The organism is Thalassotalea loyana, from assembly GCF_030161435.1.
Lineage (GTDB): Bacteria > Pseudomonadota > Gammaproteobacteria > Enterobacterales > Alteromonadaceae > Thalassotalea_G > Thalassotalea_G loyana.
The window spans coordinates 395,806-415,041 of record NZ_BSSV01000002.1 but is presented as its reverse complement, the minus strand read 5'-3'; the positions used below and the strand labels follow the sequence as shown (position 1 = coordinate 415,041).

The following is a 19,236-nucleotide window of genomic DNA, read 5'->3' as shown; positions in this document are numbered from 1 at the left end:
ATCAAGAAAAAGTGTAAACAGTGAATATTCTATACTCTTGGCTGGGCAAAACTGATATCAACAACATGAAAAAGGATGTTAGCGGTCCTATTTCTGTTATAGCTCTAAAAATGGCTCAGCCGTTTGATAAAATTGTAATCGTTGCCAATTATTGGGATGAGGATTGGATCGATTATGAAAATTGGCTCAAGAAAAAACTAGCAATAGCGCATCGTCCATATGAGGACGTATCAATTAACAGAGTCAGAATCGCCAGTCCCATAGACTACAAATCAATTTCTGATGTATCACAAAAGTGGATAAATAAATTATCAGCGGAAAGTGAAAGTTTATATATAAATTTATCATCAGGTACTCCTGCGATGTCGGCTGTAAGCGTTATCCTAGGTAAAGGGAAAAACAACACTAACTTTTGTCAATCAAGAGAAGGCGGTGAAATATTTATAGACGATATTCCTTTTAACTTTGTTGCTGAATATGACGCATCCGTTGCAAGGTCAATTTCATCAAAAGCATCTGCCTTACCTGTCCAAACCAAGGCATTTAAAGATATCACAGCGACATCAAACCAAATGAAATCGGTTATTGAAAAGGCTGAAAAATTAGCTGAGTTGGATTTGCCCGTATTGGTACTTGGTGAGACAGGTACAGGTAAAGAGGTCATTTCAAACGCCATCCATAAAGCAAGCAATAGATCATCAAAGCCTATTAAAACAATTAACTGTGGTGCTCTACCTGAAAACTTAGTTGACTCAATACTTTTTGGGCATGTTAAAGGTGCGTTTACTGGCGCTGTAAAAGATCATTCTGGATTATTTGAACAGGCAGATGGCGGTACTTTATTTTTAGACGAAGTCGGTGAACTGACACCAGATGCTCAAGTAAAGTTGTTAAGGGCACTGCAACCACAGGAGCTAAAACGAACGTCAGGTGAAAGAGCACGTAACCAAAATGCATCGCGATAGAAGATGCTATCGCTGGATCTCTATATATCGCCATCAGCGATGCTGCAATTAAGGTAGCCAGTACTAAAATAATGAGTATCAATAATTGCCCAAGGTATCGACCGAAAAAGAGTTCAAATCGCGTACTGCGCAAGACGATGAACCGCAAAGTACCGCGGGCACTGTCAGAAGATATTTGGTCTGACGTAATGAGTAGTGTAAATAGGGGATAAAGTATGAGAGAAATAACCCAAAAAACAGCGAGCTCAGCGACAGGCCAGGAAAGCAAGCTTTCTATACCAACCATGCCAAAAGCTTGAATCAGCATTTCTTCAAAATTTGATTCAGCGATAATTGAGGTGGCGTAATAAATTGGATACCGCAAAATAAAATACCAAACTAAGGCAAATGCTGTTAATGCCATCCAACCGCGCTTAGTGTTGAATAAACGGGTCAGCTCATAGTTTGCGATAATTCCAATCCTGGAGGTTGACGTTTGTGATGATTGTTCATCTGCGTTAGTAGCAGCCATATCTTGTCCTTTTTCAGTAATTACCAATAACTAAGCTAACATCGTGCCAAGGATTAACTGTATGAAAACTAAGGAGTTATAGATTATTGTTATTTGTTTATTGTGCTATTGTCACTAAAAAATGGCGAAATTCAACATGTTAACGTCGTACTTTCGTATGGAAGTACGATATTAACGTGAAACAAACAACACTGATTGAGAGCTAATGAATTTTGGAGGCAACCGTTAAAACAAGTGCCTCAAGAAGGGCTTCTCTAGGGTATGTATTCTTGGTGGCTACTTTCTTAGTCAATTTGTTCAACCAGGTAAGGTTAGAGGATTCATGATCACTAAAGGGAAGGATGACGGCCCAGTGATCCGCATTGACTGTACCTAAATAGTATGAATTAGGCATAAACTGCATACTGGCGGGCACTTGGCCATCATTTATCCCAGCCATCGTCATTATATCTTTGTGAAAAGTGTTAAAAACTAATGATGTGTTTTTTCTTGTACTCGCTGATATTAATGAAAAGCTTGGTATGTTAGATATCTCAGTACTGTATTGTTGTTTGAACCATTCAAATCTAGTTAAGTTACTTAAATCGTTAACGCCACTTTCGTCTTTTGTTGGGCACGTATCAATTGGAAAATTAGCGACGATGGATTCACTGTTTAAATATTCTGTATTGGCAATGGGGGTACCAAGAATAACGCCTGAAATGGTTACAAATCCTGAAATTATCTTTGTATTTTTTACACTAGGATTAAAATAATAATCTGAAAAGTAAACCAAGCTGTCGGTTGCACCTTTTGAATAGCCGACTATGATGATTTTTTCCTCAGGGTAGGTCTCTAGTCTTTCTATTTCGGTATAAATTGTTTTCGAATTGTATGTGCTACTTGCTCTGCCACTAACAGTCTTGATAGTGTGAAAACGAATGTTTGGATATTTCTCTGAGACCAAGGGGATTGATTTCTCAAATGGAGCAACTTCATCAATGATACATTCGCCTAAAATGCCTGGGACGATTACAAATAGGTATTTGGCTTTGTCATCTATGTCTCTGAGATGGGTAACTTCTCCATCTTTATTATCATTTGGGTAAGGATAAAAATACTGAGTACATGCCGTAGATTCTGCTTCTGTTGAAATCGATTTACAGAAGTTACTTTTGAACGTTGATGAGAGATCTTTTTGTTCATCTATTGCCGCAAAAGGTGTGTTAAAAAGCCTAAAGCTCTCAGTGAACTGATAGGGATTATTCGTGCAAGCAATTAACGCGAAAAAAACACCACATGTAACAAGAGGACGATAACGAAATTTAGCCATCGAATATTCCTGCCTTATATTCTATTTCCGCGTCAAAAATCGCACTACATACTGTAAACAATTGTACTCTTGGGTTTGGATTGTCTTTGCCTTCTTGGTCAATGCGGGGGAGTTCAGCTTCAATCGCTAGGATAAGCTCTGCTAGTCTAAAAAGCGTACTAATATACTCTTGTTCCCGCGTCCAATAACTTGAAAAATTGTTTGCTCTTAAATTTTCGTATTCATCGTAGGCTAAACCTTGTAATCGTTTTACCTTGTCACTAAATACGACATCGGCGGCATTAAACATTTGTTCATAGACAATTGCTAAATGTTTTAGTCTGTTTAGTTTGTAAGCCCTCAATGCATCATCTCTTACATTATCTAAATTTGTAAGGTTTAAATAAGGTAAACCAAAATATGAAATAGGCTGTTTGATGTTTTGTGATTCGATTGTTGTTCTCTCGTCGTAACTCAACAGTGATAAAGGGTCGTAAGGCTTGGCATTACTATCAAATGTCCAAAGGTCGTTACATTTTCGCCAGAGAGAATCATTAAACTCGGCATAATACTTGGGACTATCTAGGTGACCACTTTTCTTATATTTTTTCGGTTTGATAATAGTTGCCCTGTGTTTTGGGCGACTGACTTGCTCAGTTTCTGTCGATACTAAAGGTGTCAAAGAATATCGTTTGGCAAGAAATGAATGCGTGTTGTCTTTTTGTGTTGTCCCTATTAAAGCATATTCAATAGGAGCGTCGATTGAAGATCCTAAGTTGACTTCAAGTACCTGACTATTCATTTGCTCTTTAGGGAAAATGTGCGTGCCATGGTAGCCGTCGTGCGTGTCACCCGATACGTATGCTAAAACGTGTTTACTATCAAATGCCTTATTTATGGCTGCATAGGATTTGACGTTGAAATCAAACAGCGGGTGATGACCAACGATAATCGTCTTTCTATTAAGCTCTTTGTTTTCATTTATCCATTTATCAAAGATCTTTAGTTGAGGAGGAACGATTTCAGCGGCGTCGGCAGCACCATAGCTACGGTAATATAATTCACCATTGTTTTTTATAGCTCTTCCTTCGCTATAACTCGACGTATCGATAATGATGATATCTAAAGGTTCGTTACTGAACGTTGTCGTCAACTTTTGAATAATGAAATTGCGCCAAGGATGTCGCTCTACAAATTGAGTTTCTATATTGTTCGTATACGTATATTTATTTGGTTGTTCCTTGAAGTAGTTATCTCCATAGCTCTCGTGCTGTGTCCAGCAAATGTCTGTCATAAAGGTATTATGTAATTCACCTTGAGACTCAAAATCGACACAACGTAATGAGTATTGTTCGAACTCTTTACTTAATGTTGGCTGAACGTCTACGGTTACTCCTTCGGCAATTTTCTCGTTAATCCCTAACGCTTTTAGATACAACCAATTAAACACGGATTTATCGGCAATATTTTTATGCACGGTTGCATAGTCTTTTAAGTTTTCATAACCTGCAGCTTGTGTGTTATTGAGTTTACCAGTTGCTCGAAGATTATTGACCTTATTTATACGCTCATTGTTAATGGGAGTGCAGGTTAATCCCCACCCAGCTCTTTCATCCAGTAACGTGTTATGCAATGGAATCATTCGTTTGGAAAGGTTTAGCGGCGATGATATACCCAGGTAGTATCCATCGTGATTGCCTGGCGCAATAAACCAAGATTTGTTGGGATTTCGATTGAGTGTTTCCACTGATACATTGAACTCTTCGACACAACTGTTGTTAAGTAAATCGCCACCATGGATTAGTAATTGGTGTTCATTATTGTTGATAATATAATTGACGATATCCAAAGAAAACGCGTCTAATGATGGGCGGCGGTGGGCTGTGTTTACTGCCATTTCTGAAAGAAAGCTTTGCTCAAAGATTGGCTCTGTAGGAACGAGCGCTTTCTGGTTGTCTGCGATAAATAATATGGGGGTATCCGAAAAAGCTAGATTGTTATTTTCAATTGCTTGACGATTATTACTGTAGGTAGATGTGCTGTCTAGATCTAGCGAAGAGCATGAGGACAAGCAAAGAAAGATACCTGCTAAAGAAATATTTTTAAACATACAATATCCTTATCTTTGTTATTTTTATGAATAAAACTCTAGTCCAATTTTCTATTTTCACAACTTATTAGCAAAGCACCCTGTTTTTGCTGGATAAATATGTCTTCTCCAATCGATTTGATTCTTGACCAATTGAACAAAAATGGTTGATTTTATACTCGACTGATTCATACAATATCGTTTAAGACTTCTTCTCATGTATGTTCGAGTTACACGCTGTCATTAAGTGACTCTTCATCACTATAAAAATATATATTGCGAAATAAAGCTATGATTAATAAAAAATTTTACTTAACTCTGTTGATGTGCGGATTATCGCTCGCTGGGTGTAAAAGCAATGAGGCTGTTCAAGCAGCAGCAGATGCGAATGTTTCATCTCATAACGTGCAGTCGCACGATACAAATTTAACACAGTCGCTTAAAGTCGCTACATGGAATGTTGAGCATTTAGCGTTTCCACATACTGATGGTTGTCGACCGCGAACTGAACAAGAAATCGCTCAACTTAAAGCTTACGCAAAAAGCATCGATGCAGACATTGTTGCTTTACAAGAAGTGGCATCAAAGCAAGCTGTCGCGCAACTATTCCCAGCCGATAACTGGCAAGTATTAATGTCTGATAGACCGGATAATGAAGCCTACGAATGTCGCAAAACAGGGTTTATGTCGACGCAACAAAAAGTCGCATTTGCTGTTAAAAAAGGGGTAGCGGTAGAGAGCCTGACAAGCTTAAAAGCGTTAGGTTTAGATAACCCAGGTTTGCGTTATGGTGTTGAATTGGTCGTTAATTCTTCGTTGGGTAAATTTAAGCTATTAAACGTACACATGAAAAGTGGTTGTTTTGTCGATAATTACAAACGATCAGACAAAGACTCATGTATGACCTATGCTAAACAAGCAGAAGTTTTAGTTGATTGGGTACAAGAGCAAGATAAAGCCTCTGTGCCATACATCATCTTAGGTGACTTCAATCACCGTTTATCTGCGCCATACAATGCAATGACACAAAAGTTAGCCAACGCGACAACAGAGTATGCTGCGCTGGAAAACACCACTCAGGCGTTAATTGGTTGTCATCCATACTATCCTGCACCAATAGACCATATTTTAGTAGGCAAACTATCTTCAAATTATCAAAAAGATGTCAAAGCACACCTTTTCAGTGATATGGAGCCAAAGGCAATGTTAAGTGATCATTGCGCGGTTAGCTTGGAGCTTACAAACAAGCCACTTCCGTTAAGTAATGGAGTAACTTGGCAAACAACCAGTGCTGAATATCGCTACCTTACTGAATTAGCGTATAAAAACGCAACAAAGGCATTAAAGGCAATGACAAAACCTGACGGTGATTGGGTTGTTGTAATGGATGTTGATGAGACTATTTTGGATAACAGCCCTTATAACGCTGGTATCGAAAAGGTTGGAAAAACTTACGAGCGTAAAACGTGGAATCAATGGGTTGCTTCTGAAAAAGCTGCACTTGTACCAGGTGCAAAAATGTTTATTGAAGCTGTGCTAGAAAATGGTGGAAAGCTTGCGTTAGTGACGAATCGTGAAAGAGCCTTAGACCACCATACATGGAAAAATCTACAGCAGATGGAAATCCCTGTTTCAATTGAAAATACATGTTTAATGGGGCGTACAAAAGCTGACAAACTAGAAATGGGTAAAAACGGTGTCATTAACGATAAAGACTTACGTCGAGCTCAAGTAGTCAATGGTGAAACAAGTTGTTTCGCGTCCAAAGGCAAGCGTCATAATGGCTTCCCAAAAGCGACAATATTAATGCAAGTTGGCGACAATATTGAGGACTTTGCTGGTGTATTACAGCACGACGCAAATATCGAGCAGTTGTTGAAGAAAAATGGACTGGTCTTGCTACCTAACGCCATGTACGGCTCTTGGTAGATCACATTTGAAGAGAAAAAGGCAAACCTAGGTTTGCCTTTTTTATTGTTTATTTTAAGGGAATGAGTACCTAAATATTCTTTTTAATACGGAACCGTATTGACGGACAAAACTTCCTGTATTGTAATGAATCCCATGCTGTTTAAAGATACGTTGGACCTCGGGAGCCACTTCTCGATATCGCTTAGCAGGCATATCTGGAAATAAGTGATGCTCTATCTGAAAACTTAAATGACCTGTCAGCACATGAAATAAGTTTCCACCTCTTAAATTTGACGAGCCAAGCGCTTGTCGATAGTACCACTGGCCCTTGGTCTCATTCTCGCACTCAGCTTCGGTAAATGTTTGAGCATCGCCCGTAAAATGACCGCAAAATATAATGGTTGAGGTCCATAAATTGCGAATGATATTGGCACAAATATTACCCACAAGGACCCACAAAAAGAGCGGACCAGCTAACACTGGAAAGATGATGTAATCTTTTGCTATTTGTCTTGCCCCTTTACTGAAAAACCTTTTTTTAAGCTGTGTATGGGACACCTTATTTTCACGGTTGTCTTTCTTTTTACCGAAGAAAACACGTTCAGCAGCCAGTTCATGATAGGCAATTCCCCACTGAAAAAGCAGGCTTAAATTGAGATAGGTTAGAAGCTGCCAAAGGTTTTTGATACGCCAGGTAAAGTCGTTCGATAGCCTCAATAAGCCATATCCATAGTCACGATCTTTGCCAATAATGTTCGTGTATGTATGATGCTCAAAATTATGGACTCTATTCCAACTAGCTCCGTCACAAGCAATATCCCATTCATAGGACTTTGAGTTAATATGCTTGTCGTTCATCCAGTCGTATTGGCCGTGCATCACATTGTGGCCAATTTCCATATTGTCGAGAATCTTAGCTAAGCCAAGCGACAATACACCAATGACCCACAGCACAGGGTTGATGAAGCCTAGCATCAATAAGATTCTGCCACTCCACTCAAACAATCGGTGCCATAAAATGATTTTTTTGATGTAGTTAGCATCTTCTTGACCTACTTTAGCCATGGTTTTGGCTCTCAGGTCGTCAAGTTGTTGGCCCAATAATTCATAGTTTGGCTTTGCAATTTCCGTCATGCTTTAAGCTCCACGTCAGTTATCATTTGTGCGGTACATAGTTGAATAAGTTCTTCACCTGTATCTGACAGTTCCCCAGTGAGTATGTTTCTAACAACACCTTTCGATTTTGTGCATTGGCATTGATGGCAGATACCCATTTTGCAGCCGTAAGTTACGCTTTCACCTAAGGACAGTAATTGGGTTAACAAAGGCTCACTGTTTGTCACGTCAAGTTGTTTATCTCTAAAGCCCAATTTGAACGTTGTTTGGTTGGTAGTTGGCAACGGTAGCGCAGTAAAGTGCTCAGAAAACAGTTGGCGATTTTGTGCCGTTGTATATCCCTCGATACAGTTATAAAACGGCGCTGGGCCGCATACATAAAAGTTTGATGACGCATGTGTTGCCAGGTGCTGAGAAACATCACCGTGGTTTTCACGATGCAATAGGTCAAAGCTAAAGTTTGCGTGCTTATTTGCGATTGCTGCGAGTTCATCAACGAGTAAATGCTGACTTTTCTTCGCATAGTAGATCAAGTGAACCTTTGTCTTTTTATTCTCAAAATTCATTGCCGACAATATTGCGATAAAGGGGGTTATGCCGGAGCCAGCGGCCAAAAAAAGCGAATGTTCTGAGACCTTATCAAGTGTGAAATCACCTTGTGGTGCTGAAATGTTAATCCAGTCGCCAACAGCCAGCGAAGATAAACTTGGTGTAAATTGCCCCGTTGGCTGTTGTTTAATCACCAGTCTAATTAGATGGTCTACTTTTGCTTTTTGTGGCGATGACGCAATGGTAAATACTCGAGTGCAGAGCTTCCCGTCTATCTCAAGCGTGAGCTGAATATGCTGGCCCGCACGATGAATAGGCCACGATTTATTGATCTTTAACCATAACGCTACGGTGTCTGGTGATAAAAAATCAATTGTTTGAACTTTTGCACGAAAATAATCAACTCGCCAAGCAGGCATAAGTTGTTGAATTAATGGTTCAAAATATGCCCCTACGGACGAATGATTGAGTAATTGTTGGCTAAGCCAGTTAAACGTTTTTTGCATATGAATTATTTAGCTTACATGTGTACGCTGAAATTAGGCGTACAAGTGTACGCTGAAAGGGTAAAAAATCAACTTATTTTCAAAAAGCAATCGGTTAGCAAAAAGTTATTAGCTAAATCAATTTGTTACAGAGATAGTGATGGCTATTGTTAAGTGGCTGGTTATAATGTGTTCGCTATTTGGGTTAGTCGTATATTAGGGATATTGATGTTTTTTCTTCTTTACTTAGTGATTGGGGCATTCGCTGGGCTGTTAGCCGGACTATTTGGTGTTGGCGGCGGCATGGTAATCGTGCCAGTGCTTATCTTTAGTTTTATTTTTGTTGGTGTTTCACCTGATATCTTGACGCATATGGCGGTCGCGACATCTCTCGCAAGTATCGTGTTTACGTCAATTAGTTCTGTAATGGCTCACCACAAGAAGGGCGCTGTGATTTGGCGTGTTGTTAAAGCAATGACTGTTGGTTTAGTGATAGGTACGGCGATGGGCGTGTTCTTTATTTCCTCGGTCCCAGGACCCGTTCTACAAAAGCTTATTGGTGTTTTTGCTTTGTTACTGTCACTTAAAATGTTTTCAGGCTGGCAACCACCTGGTGAGGGCAAGGAACCGGGTGCTTTAGGGATTTCGGCTGCTGGTGGCGTAATTGGCTTCGGCTCTTCTTGGTTTGGTATTGGCGGTGGAACGTTTACGGTTCCGTATTTATCTTGGCTAAAAATCGACATGAAGAAAGCCGTCGCTACCTCTGCTGCATGTGGTTTACCTATTGCGATCGCTGCAACGGTATCAAACGTTGTTACAGGCTGGGATCAATCAGCATTACCTGAATGGAGCACTGGTTACGTCTACTGGCCTGCTGTACTTGGTATTGCTATTACGAGTGTTCCAAGCGCTAAGTTAGGCGCTAAACTTGCCCATTCGTTAGACACTAAATTACTTAAAAAGTTATTTGCGGCCTTATTGTTTGTCGTTGGTATTCGCTTTTTATTCTTTTAAGCAACATAAACATTAACTAAAAAAGCCACGCGATTAACGCGTGGCTTTTTTAGTCAACATGAGTGGGAATTTGGCTAGTTGTTATCGTCGCCATCGGTCGTGTCACCGGTACCGAGTATTTCGTCTTCTATGTTTTGCTGATATTGCTCTTGATTTTCTGAAATCGCATCGTGCTCCAATTTAGCTTTCAAGATTGCTGTTTGCATTTCGTAGTACGCGCGATCTTTATCTGATAAATCAAATTTTAATTGAATGATCTCCGCTGGAATTTCAACTAATGCTTTTGCGGCGGCAGGAATCATCGCTAGTGCAGAAATAATTTCTGATGGTTTATCACTCTTGAACCGCGTTAATAAACCATTGCTAAATTCAAACTCATAATTGTTGTCAGCGAATGTGCCTTGATCAAGTTTTATCACCCCGACACGACTTGGATCTATGATGTCTAACGAAAAATACTGGGTTGGAAAAGATGCCATAGGGCTACATTGCTGCACATCTGTATTGATGGTTTCGCACAATGACATGTTTAGCGCCGACTTTCTTGGATAAACGAGGCCGTCATAAAGCCCTTTGTCGTCGTCTTCAGTTCCAGCTTCATCTTCGGCCTTGATGTCATAAGTGAGTAATGAGTAATCTGAAGTGAAGCTGCTTGAGTTATTGATATTAAATTTAAGGCAGAGTTTGTTTGTTTTAAAAAAACGATTAATTTCAGCTTCAGGAGCATCACTATGTTTAAAATCTAGCACAAAGGTTTTGTTAAATGCTTTGTGTTTACAAAGGCCTTTGGCGGCTACAAACGAATGGCTTCCAATAGGTGCATTTTTATTGACTGTTGTCGTTGGTGCGTTAAATGCGCCAATCGCTTTTGCTAGCGAGACAATAATTTCATCAACTTGCCCCTTGGAAGTGCCGCTACCACCTGATAATAGGCCCGCATCGGTTGTTGTTATTTCAAATGAGTCTGCGGTTTTAGGGTTATCAACCATGACCGCCGATAACATTGCGTCACCATCGGCATGGGGTGCTTCAGCTACTGGTGTCATGCTAATTGTATGTATTGCAGGTGTATCAGGAAAACTTGTAAGTTGATTTTTTAACTTTACGATTTGTTTGTTTAGTGCAGAAATTTTGTCTGTTTCTACTTTTATGATTGCTTTCGCTTCGAATATTTCAATTGCTACACGACTTGCATAGGTTTCATAGCTTTCTCCAATATCCTCTGCATTTTTATGAGCTGCTAATCGATCTTCTGCACTCTTTTTTTCTTTGGTTGCTTGTATTAATTTTGCCTTACTTTTGTCTACTTCAGCATAGCGTTTAGTGATTGTTTGCTTAATTCCTTCTTTCGTCACAAGCTCACTTTTAATCGTTATTTTTACCCGTTGGCGAGGTAATGCGTAGAGGACACCAGCAGACACTTTATCGTTTCTTTGAACTGTTTTGGAAATAATTGCAGATTCACATTTATCAGGATCTGTACAGGTCGCACTTAAGTAGTTACCTGCACAACTTGATAGCAATACTACTGACAAAATGCTCACGATTAATCGGACCATAATAACCTCCGTGTTTTATTATTTTTGTATGTTTTTTGTACAGTTGATTAAAGCATAGTTTACGCTTAACTGCATTAGTTACTTTACTAATGTGAATATGTTTTCATCTTTTTGATAGTAGATGCGAAAGAGTAATGGTTTATTGATGTATGGACGGGGAGGGCGGTTAAATAAAAAAGCACCAAGTAGACTTAACTACATGATGCTTCTTAAGTTAATAAGTTTATCGTGCGATTAGAGTTCTTGGTTAGCTAGGCTAAACTCCGCCGCTAGCTCTTTTCTGATTATTGCTGCGCCTTGGCTAAGTGCGTTCAGTTTTGCATTCGCTATATCTCTTGATAATGGTGTCATACCGCAGTTGGTACAAGGGTAGAGTTTATCCGGGTCAACGAACCCTAGCGCTTTTCGCAATGTATCGGCAACTTCTTCAGGAGTTTCTATTTCGTTGGTCGCTACGTCAATTGCGCCCACCATCACTTTCTTACCTCGAATGAGTTCAAGCAACTCAATTGGCACACGCGAGTTATGACATTCAAGGGAGATAATATCGATATTGGATTGTTGAAGTTTTGGGAAAATCTCTTCGTATTGTCGCCATTGAGAGCCTAGGGTTTTCTTCCACTCTGTATTTGCTTTTATGCCATAGCCATAACAAATATGCACGGCTGTTTCACATTTTAAGCCTTCTATGGCTCTTTCTAAACAGGCGATTCCCCAGTCGTTTACATCATCAAAAAAAACATTAAATGCAGGTTCATCAAATTGAATAATATCAACACCAGCAGCTTCAAGTTCTTTTGCTTCTTGATTGAGTATTTTGGCAAATTCCCAAGCTAATTTTTCACGACTTTTATAATGATCGTCGTAAAGCGTATCTATCATCGTCATCGGGCCCGGCAGAGCCCATTTTATTGGCTTATTAGTTTGCTGGCGAAGAAACTTAGCGTCGTCAACAAATACCGATTTTTGGCGACTTACTGGGCCTACGACTGTTGGTACACTCGCCTCATAGCGATCGCGAATTTTAACCGTCTTGCGATTCTCAAAATCAACCCCAGTTAAATGCTCAATGAAGGTGGTGACAAAGTGTTGTCGAGTTTGCTCACCGTCACTGACAATATCGATACCAGCGTATTGTTGTTCGTGCAGTGATACACGCAGTGCATCGCGCTTGCCATGTGTTAGTGCTTCTCCTTCTAATTTCCATGGTGACCAAAGTTTCTCTGGTTCGGCTAGCCATGAAGGCTTAGGTAAACTGCCCGCTGTCGAAGTCGGTAAAAGAGTTTTCATGTTAATAACCTTATGTATCGATTTAAAGGGCGTAGTTCGCCGACCATTGTTCAAGGACGTGCTGATATGGCTTGATAAAGTGCTCTTCTGCATATTTACCTTGCTTAATCGCGAGTCGACTTCGTTCTTCTCGATCGTAAACAATCTGGGTTAGCGAATGGTCGATATTCTTTAAGTTCGGTTGGTAGCGTTTACCGGCAACAGCATTTGCGTTGTATATTTCAGGTCGATAAATCTTTTGAAACGTTTCCATTGTGCTAATCGTACTGATTAGCTCCAGATTCGTGTAGTCATTGAGTAAGTCACCAAAAAAGTAAAATGCAAGCGGCGCAACGCTATTTTGAGGCATGAAATAACGTACTTGTAAGCCCATCTTTTTGAAATATTGCTCGGTTAATGACGACTCATTTGGCAAGTATTCAAACCCTAAAACAGGGTGTTGGTTTTCCGTTCGCTGATACGTTTTGTTGTCTGACACACTTAAACAGATGACAGGTAACTTTTTAAAGTGTTGTTTGTAACATGCAGAGTTGACGAAGTACTTAAAAAGCTTACCGTGTAACTCCCCAAAACCTTCGGGAATACTGAACTGAGGCTTATCCTTGTTATGATCTAATAGCAATACGCTAAAATCATAGTCACGAACATACGATGAAAAGTTATTGCCGACAATTCCTTCAATTCGCTCATTGGTTTTACGGTCAATAATATTGGTCTTTAATACTTCAATCGACGGGAATGCTTGACCGCCTTCATTGATGTCCATTTCAACAGAGACAATCTCTAGTTCTAGGGCATAACGGTCACCATGAGGATTATCCCAATGCGCGAGAGCGTTAAAGCTATTATCAATCATCTTTAAAGCACTCCTTAAATTCGATTGCCGACTCTCTCCACGTGCTAGGTTTGCGAAGTTTGTGGTAATACGTGTGTTATCAGCAGGCTGATAGTGCTCATCAAAAATTATCTTCTTGATATTAAATGTGAATTCGTTGCTCATGACGATAAAACCCTTAATAAATACTCTTAAATTGCGAAGCCGCAACGTGAATAGGTGGATTTATACGCCTAATGTTTTATGAAAAAAAATGGTTTTATTTCATTCAAGTATGAGAAATATTCATAAGTCTTGTTATTCGTGGGGTAGCGCAGTGGGTAGGAGTGGACCGAGAACAGAATTATTTGTAGGAACTTAGGTAATGATCAGAAATGTGTACAATGGAAGGTAGATTAGCTCTTAACGATTAAGGTTAATTAATATGATAAGAGCTAATCGAGTTTAGCTAATTAATCAGCTTTCTTTTCGTCTTTGTACTTGTCGAACCAAGCCAAAATGTAGCCAACTTTACGCGCTAGGTTTGAAGGCTTAGCTGCAATCCCATGGTATGCGCCTTGAATACGAACAAGGGCACTTTCGACACCTTGCAAGCGAAGCGCACCATAGTATTGCTCACTCTCTGCCATCGGTGTTCTGACATCGAGCTCACCCGTTAATACCATCGTTGGTGTTTTTACATTGCCAACTAATGACAGTGGAGAACGGTTCCAGTATTGCTCGTAATCATTCCACGGTAGGTCGTTAAACCAGTATCTTGTCATAAAGGTATAAATATCTGACGTACCTATCATACTTGTCCAGTTGATGACGGGCTTAGCCACTACTGCTGCTTTAAATCTGTCGGTGTTTCCGATGATCCAAGCCGTCAACACACCACCACCTGAGCCACCTGTAACAAATAGATTTGATTCGTCGACATAACCTTTTGCAATGACGCCATCAACCATGTCCATTAGGTCGTTGTAATCTTCAGATGGGTAGTTTTTGTCAATAAGGTTTGCAAATTCAGCACCTTGCGATGTTGATCCACGAGGGTTGCCGTATACAACAACATAACCTGCAGCAGCGAAAAGCTGTACTTCACTTGAAAAACTCGGGCCGTAAGCGGTGTGAGGACCACCATGGATCTCAAGGAGTAATGGGTATTTTTTATTAGGATCGAAATCAGGCGGGGTGACGATCCAAGCTTGCAGATCTCGGCCATCTACACTGCTTTTGAGCGATAATAATTCAGGCTTGTTGAGCGTTTTGTGGCCAAAAACATCGCTATTTAAATCGGTTAGCTGTTTGACTTTGCCCTTTTTGTCAACGATTGCCAAATCGGCCGGACGGTTGCCACTATTTGATGTGTAAACAATACTACCGTTTGACGCTACATCGTATTGACCAGACGTGTATGGTCTTCCTAGGCTCATACCACCTAAGTTATCTGTTTTCGTTGTGATCTTTCCTGACAAGCTCACATAAGCAACATGCTTTTTGCCCATGTCATCGTAACTAAAATACAAACCTTTACTGTTGTCAGCCCAATCTATACTTTCCACAGAGCGGTCTAACGTTGGCGTAAGGCTTTTTATGTTTGAGCCATCTAGATTCATAATGTAGAGCTGATTTAACTGATTTGACTTGCCATTATCTTCAAAACCAGTAAATGCAATTTTTTTACCGTTAGGACTGATATTTGGACTACCTTCAGGACCACTAGCGTCTGTTAGTTTAGTAACTTTTGATGTTGTTACATCAATGGCTAAAATGTCCGCGTTAAAGATATCGAAGTCAGCATCATTGCGTGTATTTGCCGAAACAATTAGCTGCTTACCATTATTAGTCCATGCAATAGAGCCAGCATAATCAAATGGCCCTGATGTGATTTGTCGTGGTGTTCCGCCTATTGTCGGTACAACGTAAACTTGCATGTTTCCAGGACGTCTCATTCCTGCGCCGTCTCGTTGGAATAATGTTTGGTCAATGTATTGCGCGTTGTCCGCCCATTTTGCGTCTTTCGGCTTAAAATTAAGGCTAAATAATGGTTTTGCTTTTGTTGGAGTAAACATTGAGAAAGCAAGCTGAGAGCCATCTGGCGAAAAGCTTAAACTACTTGGACTCATTGCAACATCTGTTACACGAGTTGTATTTCCTGTGGCAATGTCTCTCAGGTAAATTTGCACTTTACCTTCTTTACTCGACAAGTAAGCTAATTTTTTGCCATCCGGTGAGAAAACTGGACTGAAATGGTTTTTAGTGTCAGATAATAGTGGCATATGGTCAGTGCCATCTAAATCCACTGTCCACAGATTTCGGCGCACTGAATCTGTCATGATGTCCATGCTATTTCTGACATAGATTACTGATTTTCTGTCCGGAGTAACCACTGGATTTGATGCGTATTCAAGATTGAATAAATCCTTTAGTCCCAGCACATTATTATTGGTGTCTTCTGCTATTGCAGATTGGCTTGTTAATAACGCACCGAGCATAAGGGTTAGGGCAGGTTTCGGTAAATTTAATTGTCTCATTCAGATTGATCTCTTTATTATGTTTAACCGATTAATAATTTATTCAATAACATAGCCTATCTCGATACATAAACAACAGTGGTTTGATATATAGTGTCGAAAAATTGAGATGAATTGACTTGTTACTGAGCCAGTAAGCTTTTAATCGACTTTAACAAGCCATGTACTCTGGTGTTGAGTAACTTACTCTGCTAGCGTTACCACATAAATAAAACCGACAGTAACTTGATCTCAAGGTGACTTACGGTGGTAAGTACAAAGAAAGTTACTACAGTCAAACAAACGATATTACAAAGTCTATGGAACAAATAAAAAGCCTATCAGACATCGCGAAAATTTCGGATTATTCACTGGTCAGTACTCTCGCTTGTGATCCTGATGCCACAGAAAGTGGGGATGATTTTAGTCCTCGTCAGGTCTTTTCAGGTCATTATGTGCCGGTAAAACCTACGACGATTGAAAACCCTGTGTATGTTGCTCACAGTCGCACATTCTTTGATGAATTGGCATTTGATCACCGCCTTGTAAACGATGAAAGCTTTACGAAGCTATTTACCGGTGACTTAACTCATTTACCTGCGCCTATGAGAAAACTTGGCTGGGCGACGGGCTATGCATTGTCTATTTATGGGACTGAATATAATGAGCAATGCCCGTTTCGAACGGGGAATGGATACGGTGATGGTCGAGCTATTTCTGTCTTAGAAATCGACCATAATGGTCAGCGCTGGGAGATGCAATTAAAAGGTGGTGGCCCTACGCCTTATTGTCGCGGTGGCGATGGCAGAGCCGTATTACGCTCGAGTGTCCGCGAATTTTTAGCGCAAGAGCATATGCAGGCGTTAGGTGTACCAACCTCTCGATCGTTATGTTTGTATATGTCGAGTTCAGAAAAAGTTCATCGCCCTTGGTATGTTGAGGACTCTCAATCATTTGAACCTGAAATCATGGTGGAAAACCCTGTTGCAATCTCAACGCGTGTAGCGCCTTCGTTTTTGCGCGTGGGACAACTAGAGTTGTTCGGTAGAAGAGCGAGAAAACAATCTCATCCAGAGGCACTTAAAGAACTAGAGATGATTTTCTTGCACGTAATAGAGCGCGAATATCAAGAGGAAATTGATGACGATTTACCACTAGAAAAGAAGGTGGTTTTGCTTGCAACAAAATTTCGTGAACGACTCGCGACATTAGTAGCAAATTGGATTCGTGTGGGTTACTGCCAAGGTAACTTTAACAGTGATAATTGTGCGTTAGGAGGCTATACCCTAGATTATGGTCCATTTGGTTATTGTGAACAGTTTGATCCCATTTTTCAGCCTTGGACTGGCGGTGGTCGCCACTTTGCCTTTTTTAATCAGCCGCTTGCTGCAGGTAAAAACTTTGACAGCTTTTGTTCGGCGCTTGTTCCGCTTATTTCCCAAAGCCCTGATGCGCTGCACGAGTTAGAAAGTATTCGCTCAACGTTTTCAAATGTTGTTGAGGAAAAAATGGAAATTATGTGGGCAAGTAAGTTGGGGCTTGATAGTTTTGATGCTGATCTTTACGTCGAACTTATGCAACTTATGGTTAAGACCAAAGTCGACTACACGATTTTCTTTCGTGAGCTTTCTGATATACCTAACGATATCTCGACACTAGCACTAAGTTTTTATCGCAATCCTTCGCAGGAATTAACGGAGCAATGGTTGATTTGGTTTGAAAAGTGGAAGCTGGCAATAGCACATAAAGATGAGAGTGCGCTTAGACAGGCACTAAAACGCGTTAATCCAAAATACACGTGGCGTGAGTGGCTTGTAGTGCCAGCCTATGAGCAGGCGGCAAAAGGCGACTTTTCATTAATCCAAGAATTACAGACAATCCTAACCAACCCTTACGAGGAACAATCAGAGGACGTTGAAAGTAAATTCTATCAGCGTAGACCTGAGCAATTTATGTTAGCGGGTGGGGTATCTCACTACAGTTGCTCATCTTAATTATTTGCCGAGGTATCTAGCTTTAATGAGCCACATTACTGAACATCAAAAACAGCGATATGCCAGCGCAAGCAAAGCTGCAAAGACTTCTCTATTGAGACATCCCCAATTAGCGATGGATAAGGAGCTAACTGCTTTAGCTAACTATGTAACCGACAATGACATGCGAGATGCATACGGGAGCGGTGGCACTATCGAAGCCTTTGAGCAGGAACTCTCTCAACTCTTTGCTAAAGCGAGTTGTGTATTTTTACCAACAGGAACACTTGCCCAATGTGTTGCGATGAAGTGCTTTAGTGAGCAATCGGGGAAAAACGATATAGGTTTGCACCCAACGTCGCACTTGTTACTTCACGAACATATGGCCGTTGAATACCTTTGGCAATTAAATGGGAAGAGCGTTGGTGATCCATCACGTGTTACAACGGCTGAGGATTTGAGTGACCTTAACTCAGAGACTTTAGCAGCAATAATTCTTGAGGTACCCATGAGGGAGATTGGCGGTGCACTGCCCACTTGGCAATCGTTACTCGAGATTCGCCATTGGTGTGATGTTCACGGCGTTAAACTTCATTTAGATGGTGCAAGAGTTTGGCAAGTAACAGATTACTATCAACGTAGCTTAGCTGAAATTGCGGCCTTGTTTGACAGCCTTTATGTGAGTTTTTACAAAGATTTGAATGGCGTCTTTGGCGCAGCGTTGTTGGGTGAAAAAGAATTGATTGATGATGCTCGCATATGGGCGAGACGGGCGGGAGGCAACCCCATAACATTATACCCTGAAGTGATTGCCGCAAAGCGAGGCCTTAACATCCACCTAAACCGAATGCCAGATTATGTTCGTTACACCAAGGCGCTTTGTCAGCAACTGAGCATGTTAGCGATTAGGTTAGAACCCGAGCATCCTGAAGTCTCAATGTTTCATTTGAAGTTTGACATAAACGCGAAAACGTTAGCCGATAAAATAATACGATATGCTGAACTTACAGGCGTCATTGTTTTGCCGCTGCCTAGGTCTGGTGATCAACACTCTTGTGTTTGTGAGATTACAATTGGTGAAAATGCGTTAACACAATCTGTTGAGTATTGGGTGGAGCACATCAATAATTGCATTGCTAACTAAGCTAGG

At 40.5% G+C, this 19,236-nt stretch carries 13 protein-coding genes and 1 pseudogene; 5 read left to right on the top strand and 9 right to left on the bottom strand.

Translation table 11 applies throughout. The features are described from left to right. The first annotated feature begins 20 nt into the window (after positions 1 to 20). Entirely contained in the window at positions 21 to 965 is a 945-nt protein-coding gene (locus QQK05_RS07065) for a sigma-54 factor interaction domain-containing protein (protein ID WP_284297005.1), read from the top strand. Between the two features lie 13 nt (positions 966 to 978). Here the strand turns inward: QQK05_RS07065 and QQK05_RS18690 are convergent. The 3 genes and pseudogenes from QQK05_RS18690 to QQK05_RS07055 form a co-directional block, all read right to left on the bottom strand. Beyond that, positions 979 to 1,368: pseudogene (locus QQK05_RS18690) on the bottom strand (hypothetical protein); the annotation flags it as partial. A 310-nt stretch (positions 1,369 to 1,678) separates the two neighbouring features. Then, on the bottom strand, positions 1,679 to 2,788 hold the full coding sequence (locus QQK05_RS07060) for an alpha/beta hydrolase family protein (protein WP_284297003.1): 1,110 nt from the start codon (positions 2,786 to 2,788) through the stop codon (positions 1,679 to 1,681). Beyond that, the gene (locus QQK05_RS07055; protein WP_284297001.1) at positions 2,781 to 4,877 is read right to left on the bottom strand and encodes a metallophosphoesterase; all 2,097 of its coding nucleotides are present in this window, start codon (positions 4,875 to 4,877) and stop codon (positions 2,781 to 2,783) included. The genes QQK05_RS07060 and QQK05_RS07055 overlap by 8 nt, the downstream gene beginning before the upstream one ends. Before the next feature lie 270 nt (positions 4,878 to 5,147). Between QQK05_RS07055 and QQK05_RS07050 the strand changes: the two genes are divergently transcribed. Then, positions 5,148 to 6,785: an HAD family acid phosphatase gene (locus QQK05_RS07050; RefSeq protein WP_284296999.1), complete on the top strand. Its 1,638-nt coding sequence runs from the start codon at positions 5,148 to 5,150 to the stop codon at positions 6,783 to 6,785. A 54-nt stretch (positions 6,786 to 6,839) separates the two neighbouring features. Here the strand turns inward: QQK05_RS07050 and QQK05_RS07045 are convergent, their stop codons facing one another. Together QQK05_RS07045 and QQK05_RS07040 are read right to left on the bottom strand one after the other, a co-directional pair. Next, on the bottom strand, positions 6,840 to 7,832 hold the full coding sequence (locus tag QQK05_RS07045; protein ID WP_407704868.1) for a fatty acid desaturase family protein: 993 nt from the start codon (positions 7,830 to 7,832) through the stop codon (positions 6,840 to 6,842). 65 nt (positions 7,833 to 7,897) lie between these two features. Further along, the gene (locus QQK05_RS07040) at positions 7,898 to 8,938 is read right to left on the bottom strand and encodes a flavin reductase family protein (RefSeq protein ID WP_284296995.1); all 1,041 of its coding nucleotides are present in this window, start codon (positions 8,936 to 8,938) and stop codon (positions 7,898 to 7,900) included. A gap of 207 nt (positions 8,939 to 9,145) precedes the next feature. On the opposite strand from QQK05_RS07040, the gene QQK05_RS07035 reads away from it, so the two are divergent. Then, positions 9,146 to 9,931 carry a sulfite exporter TauE/SafE family protein gene (locus QQK05_RS07035; RefSeq protein WP_284296993.1) on the top strand — a complete coding sequence of 262 codons (786 nt, stop codon included), beginning with the start codon at positions 9,146 to 9,148 and terminating at the stop codon, positions 9,929 to 9,931. Between the two features lie 74 nt (positions 9,932 to 10,005). Here QQK05_RS07035 and QQK05_RS07030 read toward each other — a convergent pair whose 3' ends face one another. From QQK05_RS07030 to QQK05_RS07015, 4 genes are all read right to left on the bottom strand, one after another. Further along, entirely contained in the window at positions 10,006 to 11,490 is a 1,485-nt protein-coding gene (locus QQK05_RS07030; RefSeq protein WP_284296991.1) for a hypothetical protein, read from the bottom strand. A gap of 234 nt (positions 11,491 to 11,724) precedes the next feature. Further along, positions 11,725 to 12,780 carry a methionine synthase gene (locus tag QQK05_RS07025; RefSeq protein WP_284296989.1) on the bottom strand — a complete coding sequence of 352 codons (1,056 nt, stop codon included), beginning with the start codon at positions 12,778 to 12,780 and terminating at the stop codon, positions 11,725 to 11,727. A gap of 22 nt (positions 12,781 to 12,802) precedes the next feature. Then, positions 12,803 to 13,780: a DUF1852 domain-containing protein gene (locus QQK05_RS07020; protein WP_284296987.1), complete on the bottom strand. Its 978-nt coding sequence runs from the start codon at positions 13,778 to 13,780 to the stop codon at positions 12,803 to 12,805. 287 nt (positions 13,781 to 14,067) lie between these two features. Then, positions 14,068 to 16,134: a S9 family peptidase gene (locus QQK05_RS07015; RefSeq protein ID WP_284296985.1), complete on the bottom strand. Its 2,067-nt coding sequence runs from the start codon at positions 16,132 to 16,134 to the stop codon at positions 14,068 to 14,070. Positions 16,135 to 16,433: 299 nt separating this feature from the next. Between QQK05_RS07015 and QQK05_RS07010 the strand changes: the two genes are divergently transcribed. Together QQK05_RS07010 and QQK05_RS07005 are read left to right on the top strand one after the other, a co-directional pair. Then, on the top strand, positions 16,434 to 18,107 hold the full coding sequence (locus QQK05_RS07010) for a protein adenylyltransferase SelO (RefSeq protein WP_284296983.1): 1,674 nt from the start codon (positions 16,434 to 16,436) through the stop codon (positions 18,105 to 18,107). 25 nt (positions 18,108 to 18,132) lie between these two features. Continuing rightward, positions 18,133 to 19,230: a threonine aldolase family protein gene (locus QQK05_RS07005; protein WP_284296981.1), complete on the top strand. Its 1,098-nt coding sequence runs from the start codon at positions 18,133 to 18,135 to the stop codon at positions 19,228 to 19,230. Positions 19,231 to 19,236: the final 6 nt, after the last annotated feature.

What these genes read in the sequence shown, in the direction of transcription:
- QQK05_RS07050 (WP_284296999.1), top strand. Translation starts at nt 5,148, where the DNA reads ATGATTAATAAAAAATTTTACTTAACTCTGTTGATGTGCGGATTATCG.
- QQK05_RS07045 (WP_407704868.1), bottom strand. Translation starts at nt 7,832, where the DNA reads ATGGCTAAAGTAGGTCAAGAAGATGCTAACTACATCAAAAAAATCATT.
- QQK05_RS07060 (WP_284297003.1), bottom strand. Translation starts at nt 2,788, where the DNA reads ATGGCTAAATTTCGTTATCGTCCTCTTGTTACATGTGGTGTTTTTTTC.
- QQK05_RS07055 (WP_284297001.1), bottom strand. Translation starts at nt 4,877, where the DNA reads ATGTTTAAAAATATTTCTTTAGCAGGTATCTTTCTTTGCTTGTCCTCA.
- QQK05_RS07025 (WP_284296989.1), bottom strand. Translation starts at nt 12,780, where the DNA reads ATGAAAACTCTTTTACCGACTTCGACAGCGGGCAGTTTACCTAAGCCT.
- QQK05_RS07010 (WP_284296983.1), top strand. Translation starts at nt 16,434, where the DNA reads ATGGAACAAATAAAAAGCCTATCAGACATCGCGAAAATTTCGGATTAT.
- QQK05_RS07005 (WP_284296981.1), top strand. Translation starts at nt 18,133, where the DNA reads ATGAGCCACATTACTGAACATCAAAAACAGCGATATGCCAGCGCAAGC.
- QQK05_RS07030 (WP_284296991.1), bottom strand. Translation starts at nt 11,490, where the DNA reads ATGGTCCGATTAATCGTGAGCATTTTGTCAGTAGTATTGCTATCAAGT.
- QQK05_RS07020 (WP_284296987.1), bottom strand. Translation starts at nt 13,780, where the DNA reads ATGAGCAACGAATTCACATTTAATATCAAGAAGATAATTTTTGATGAG.
- QQK05_RS07035 (WP_284296993.1), top strand. Translation starts at nt 9,146, where the DNA reads ATGTTTTTTCTTCTTTACTTAGTGATTGGGGCATTCGCTGGGCTGTTA.
- QQK05_RS07040 (WP_284296995.1), bottom strand. Translation starts at nt 8,938, where the DNA reads ATGCAAAAAACGTTTAACTGGCTTAGCCAACAATTACTCAATCATTCG.
- QQK05_RS07015 (WP_284296985.1), bottom strand. Translation starts at nt 16,134, where the DNA reads ATGAGACAATTAAATTTACCGAAACCTGCCCTAACCCTTATGCTCGGT.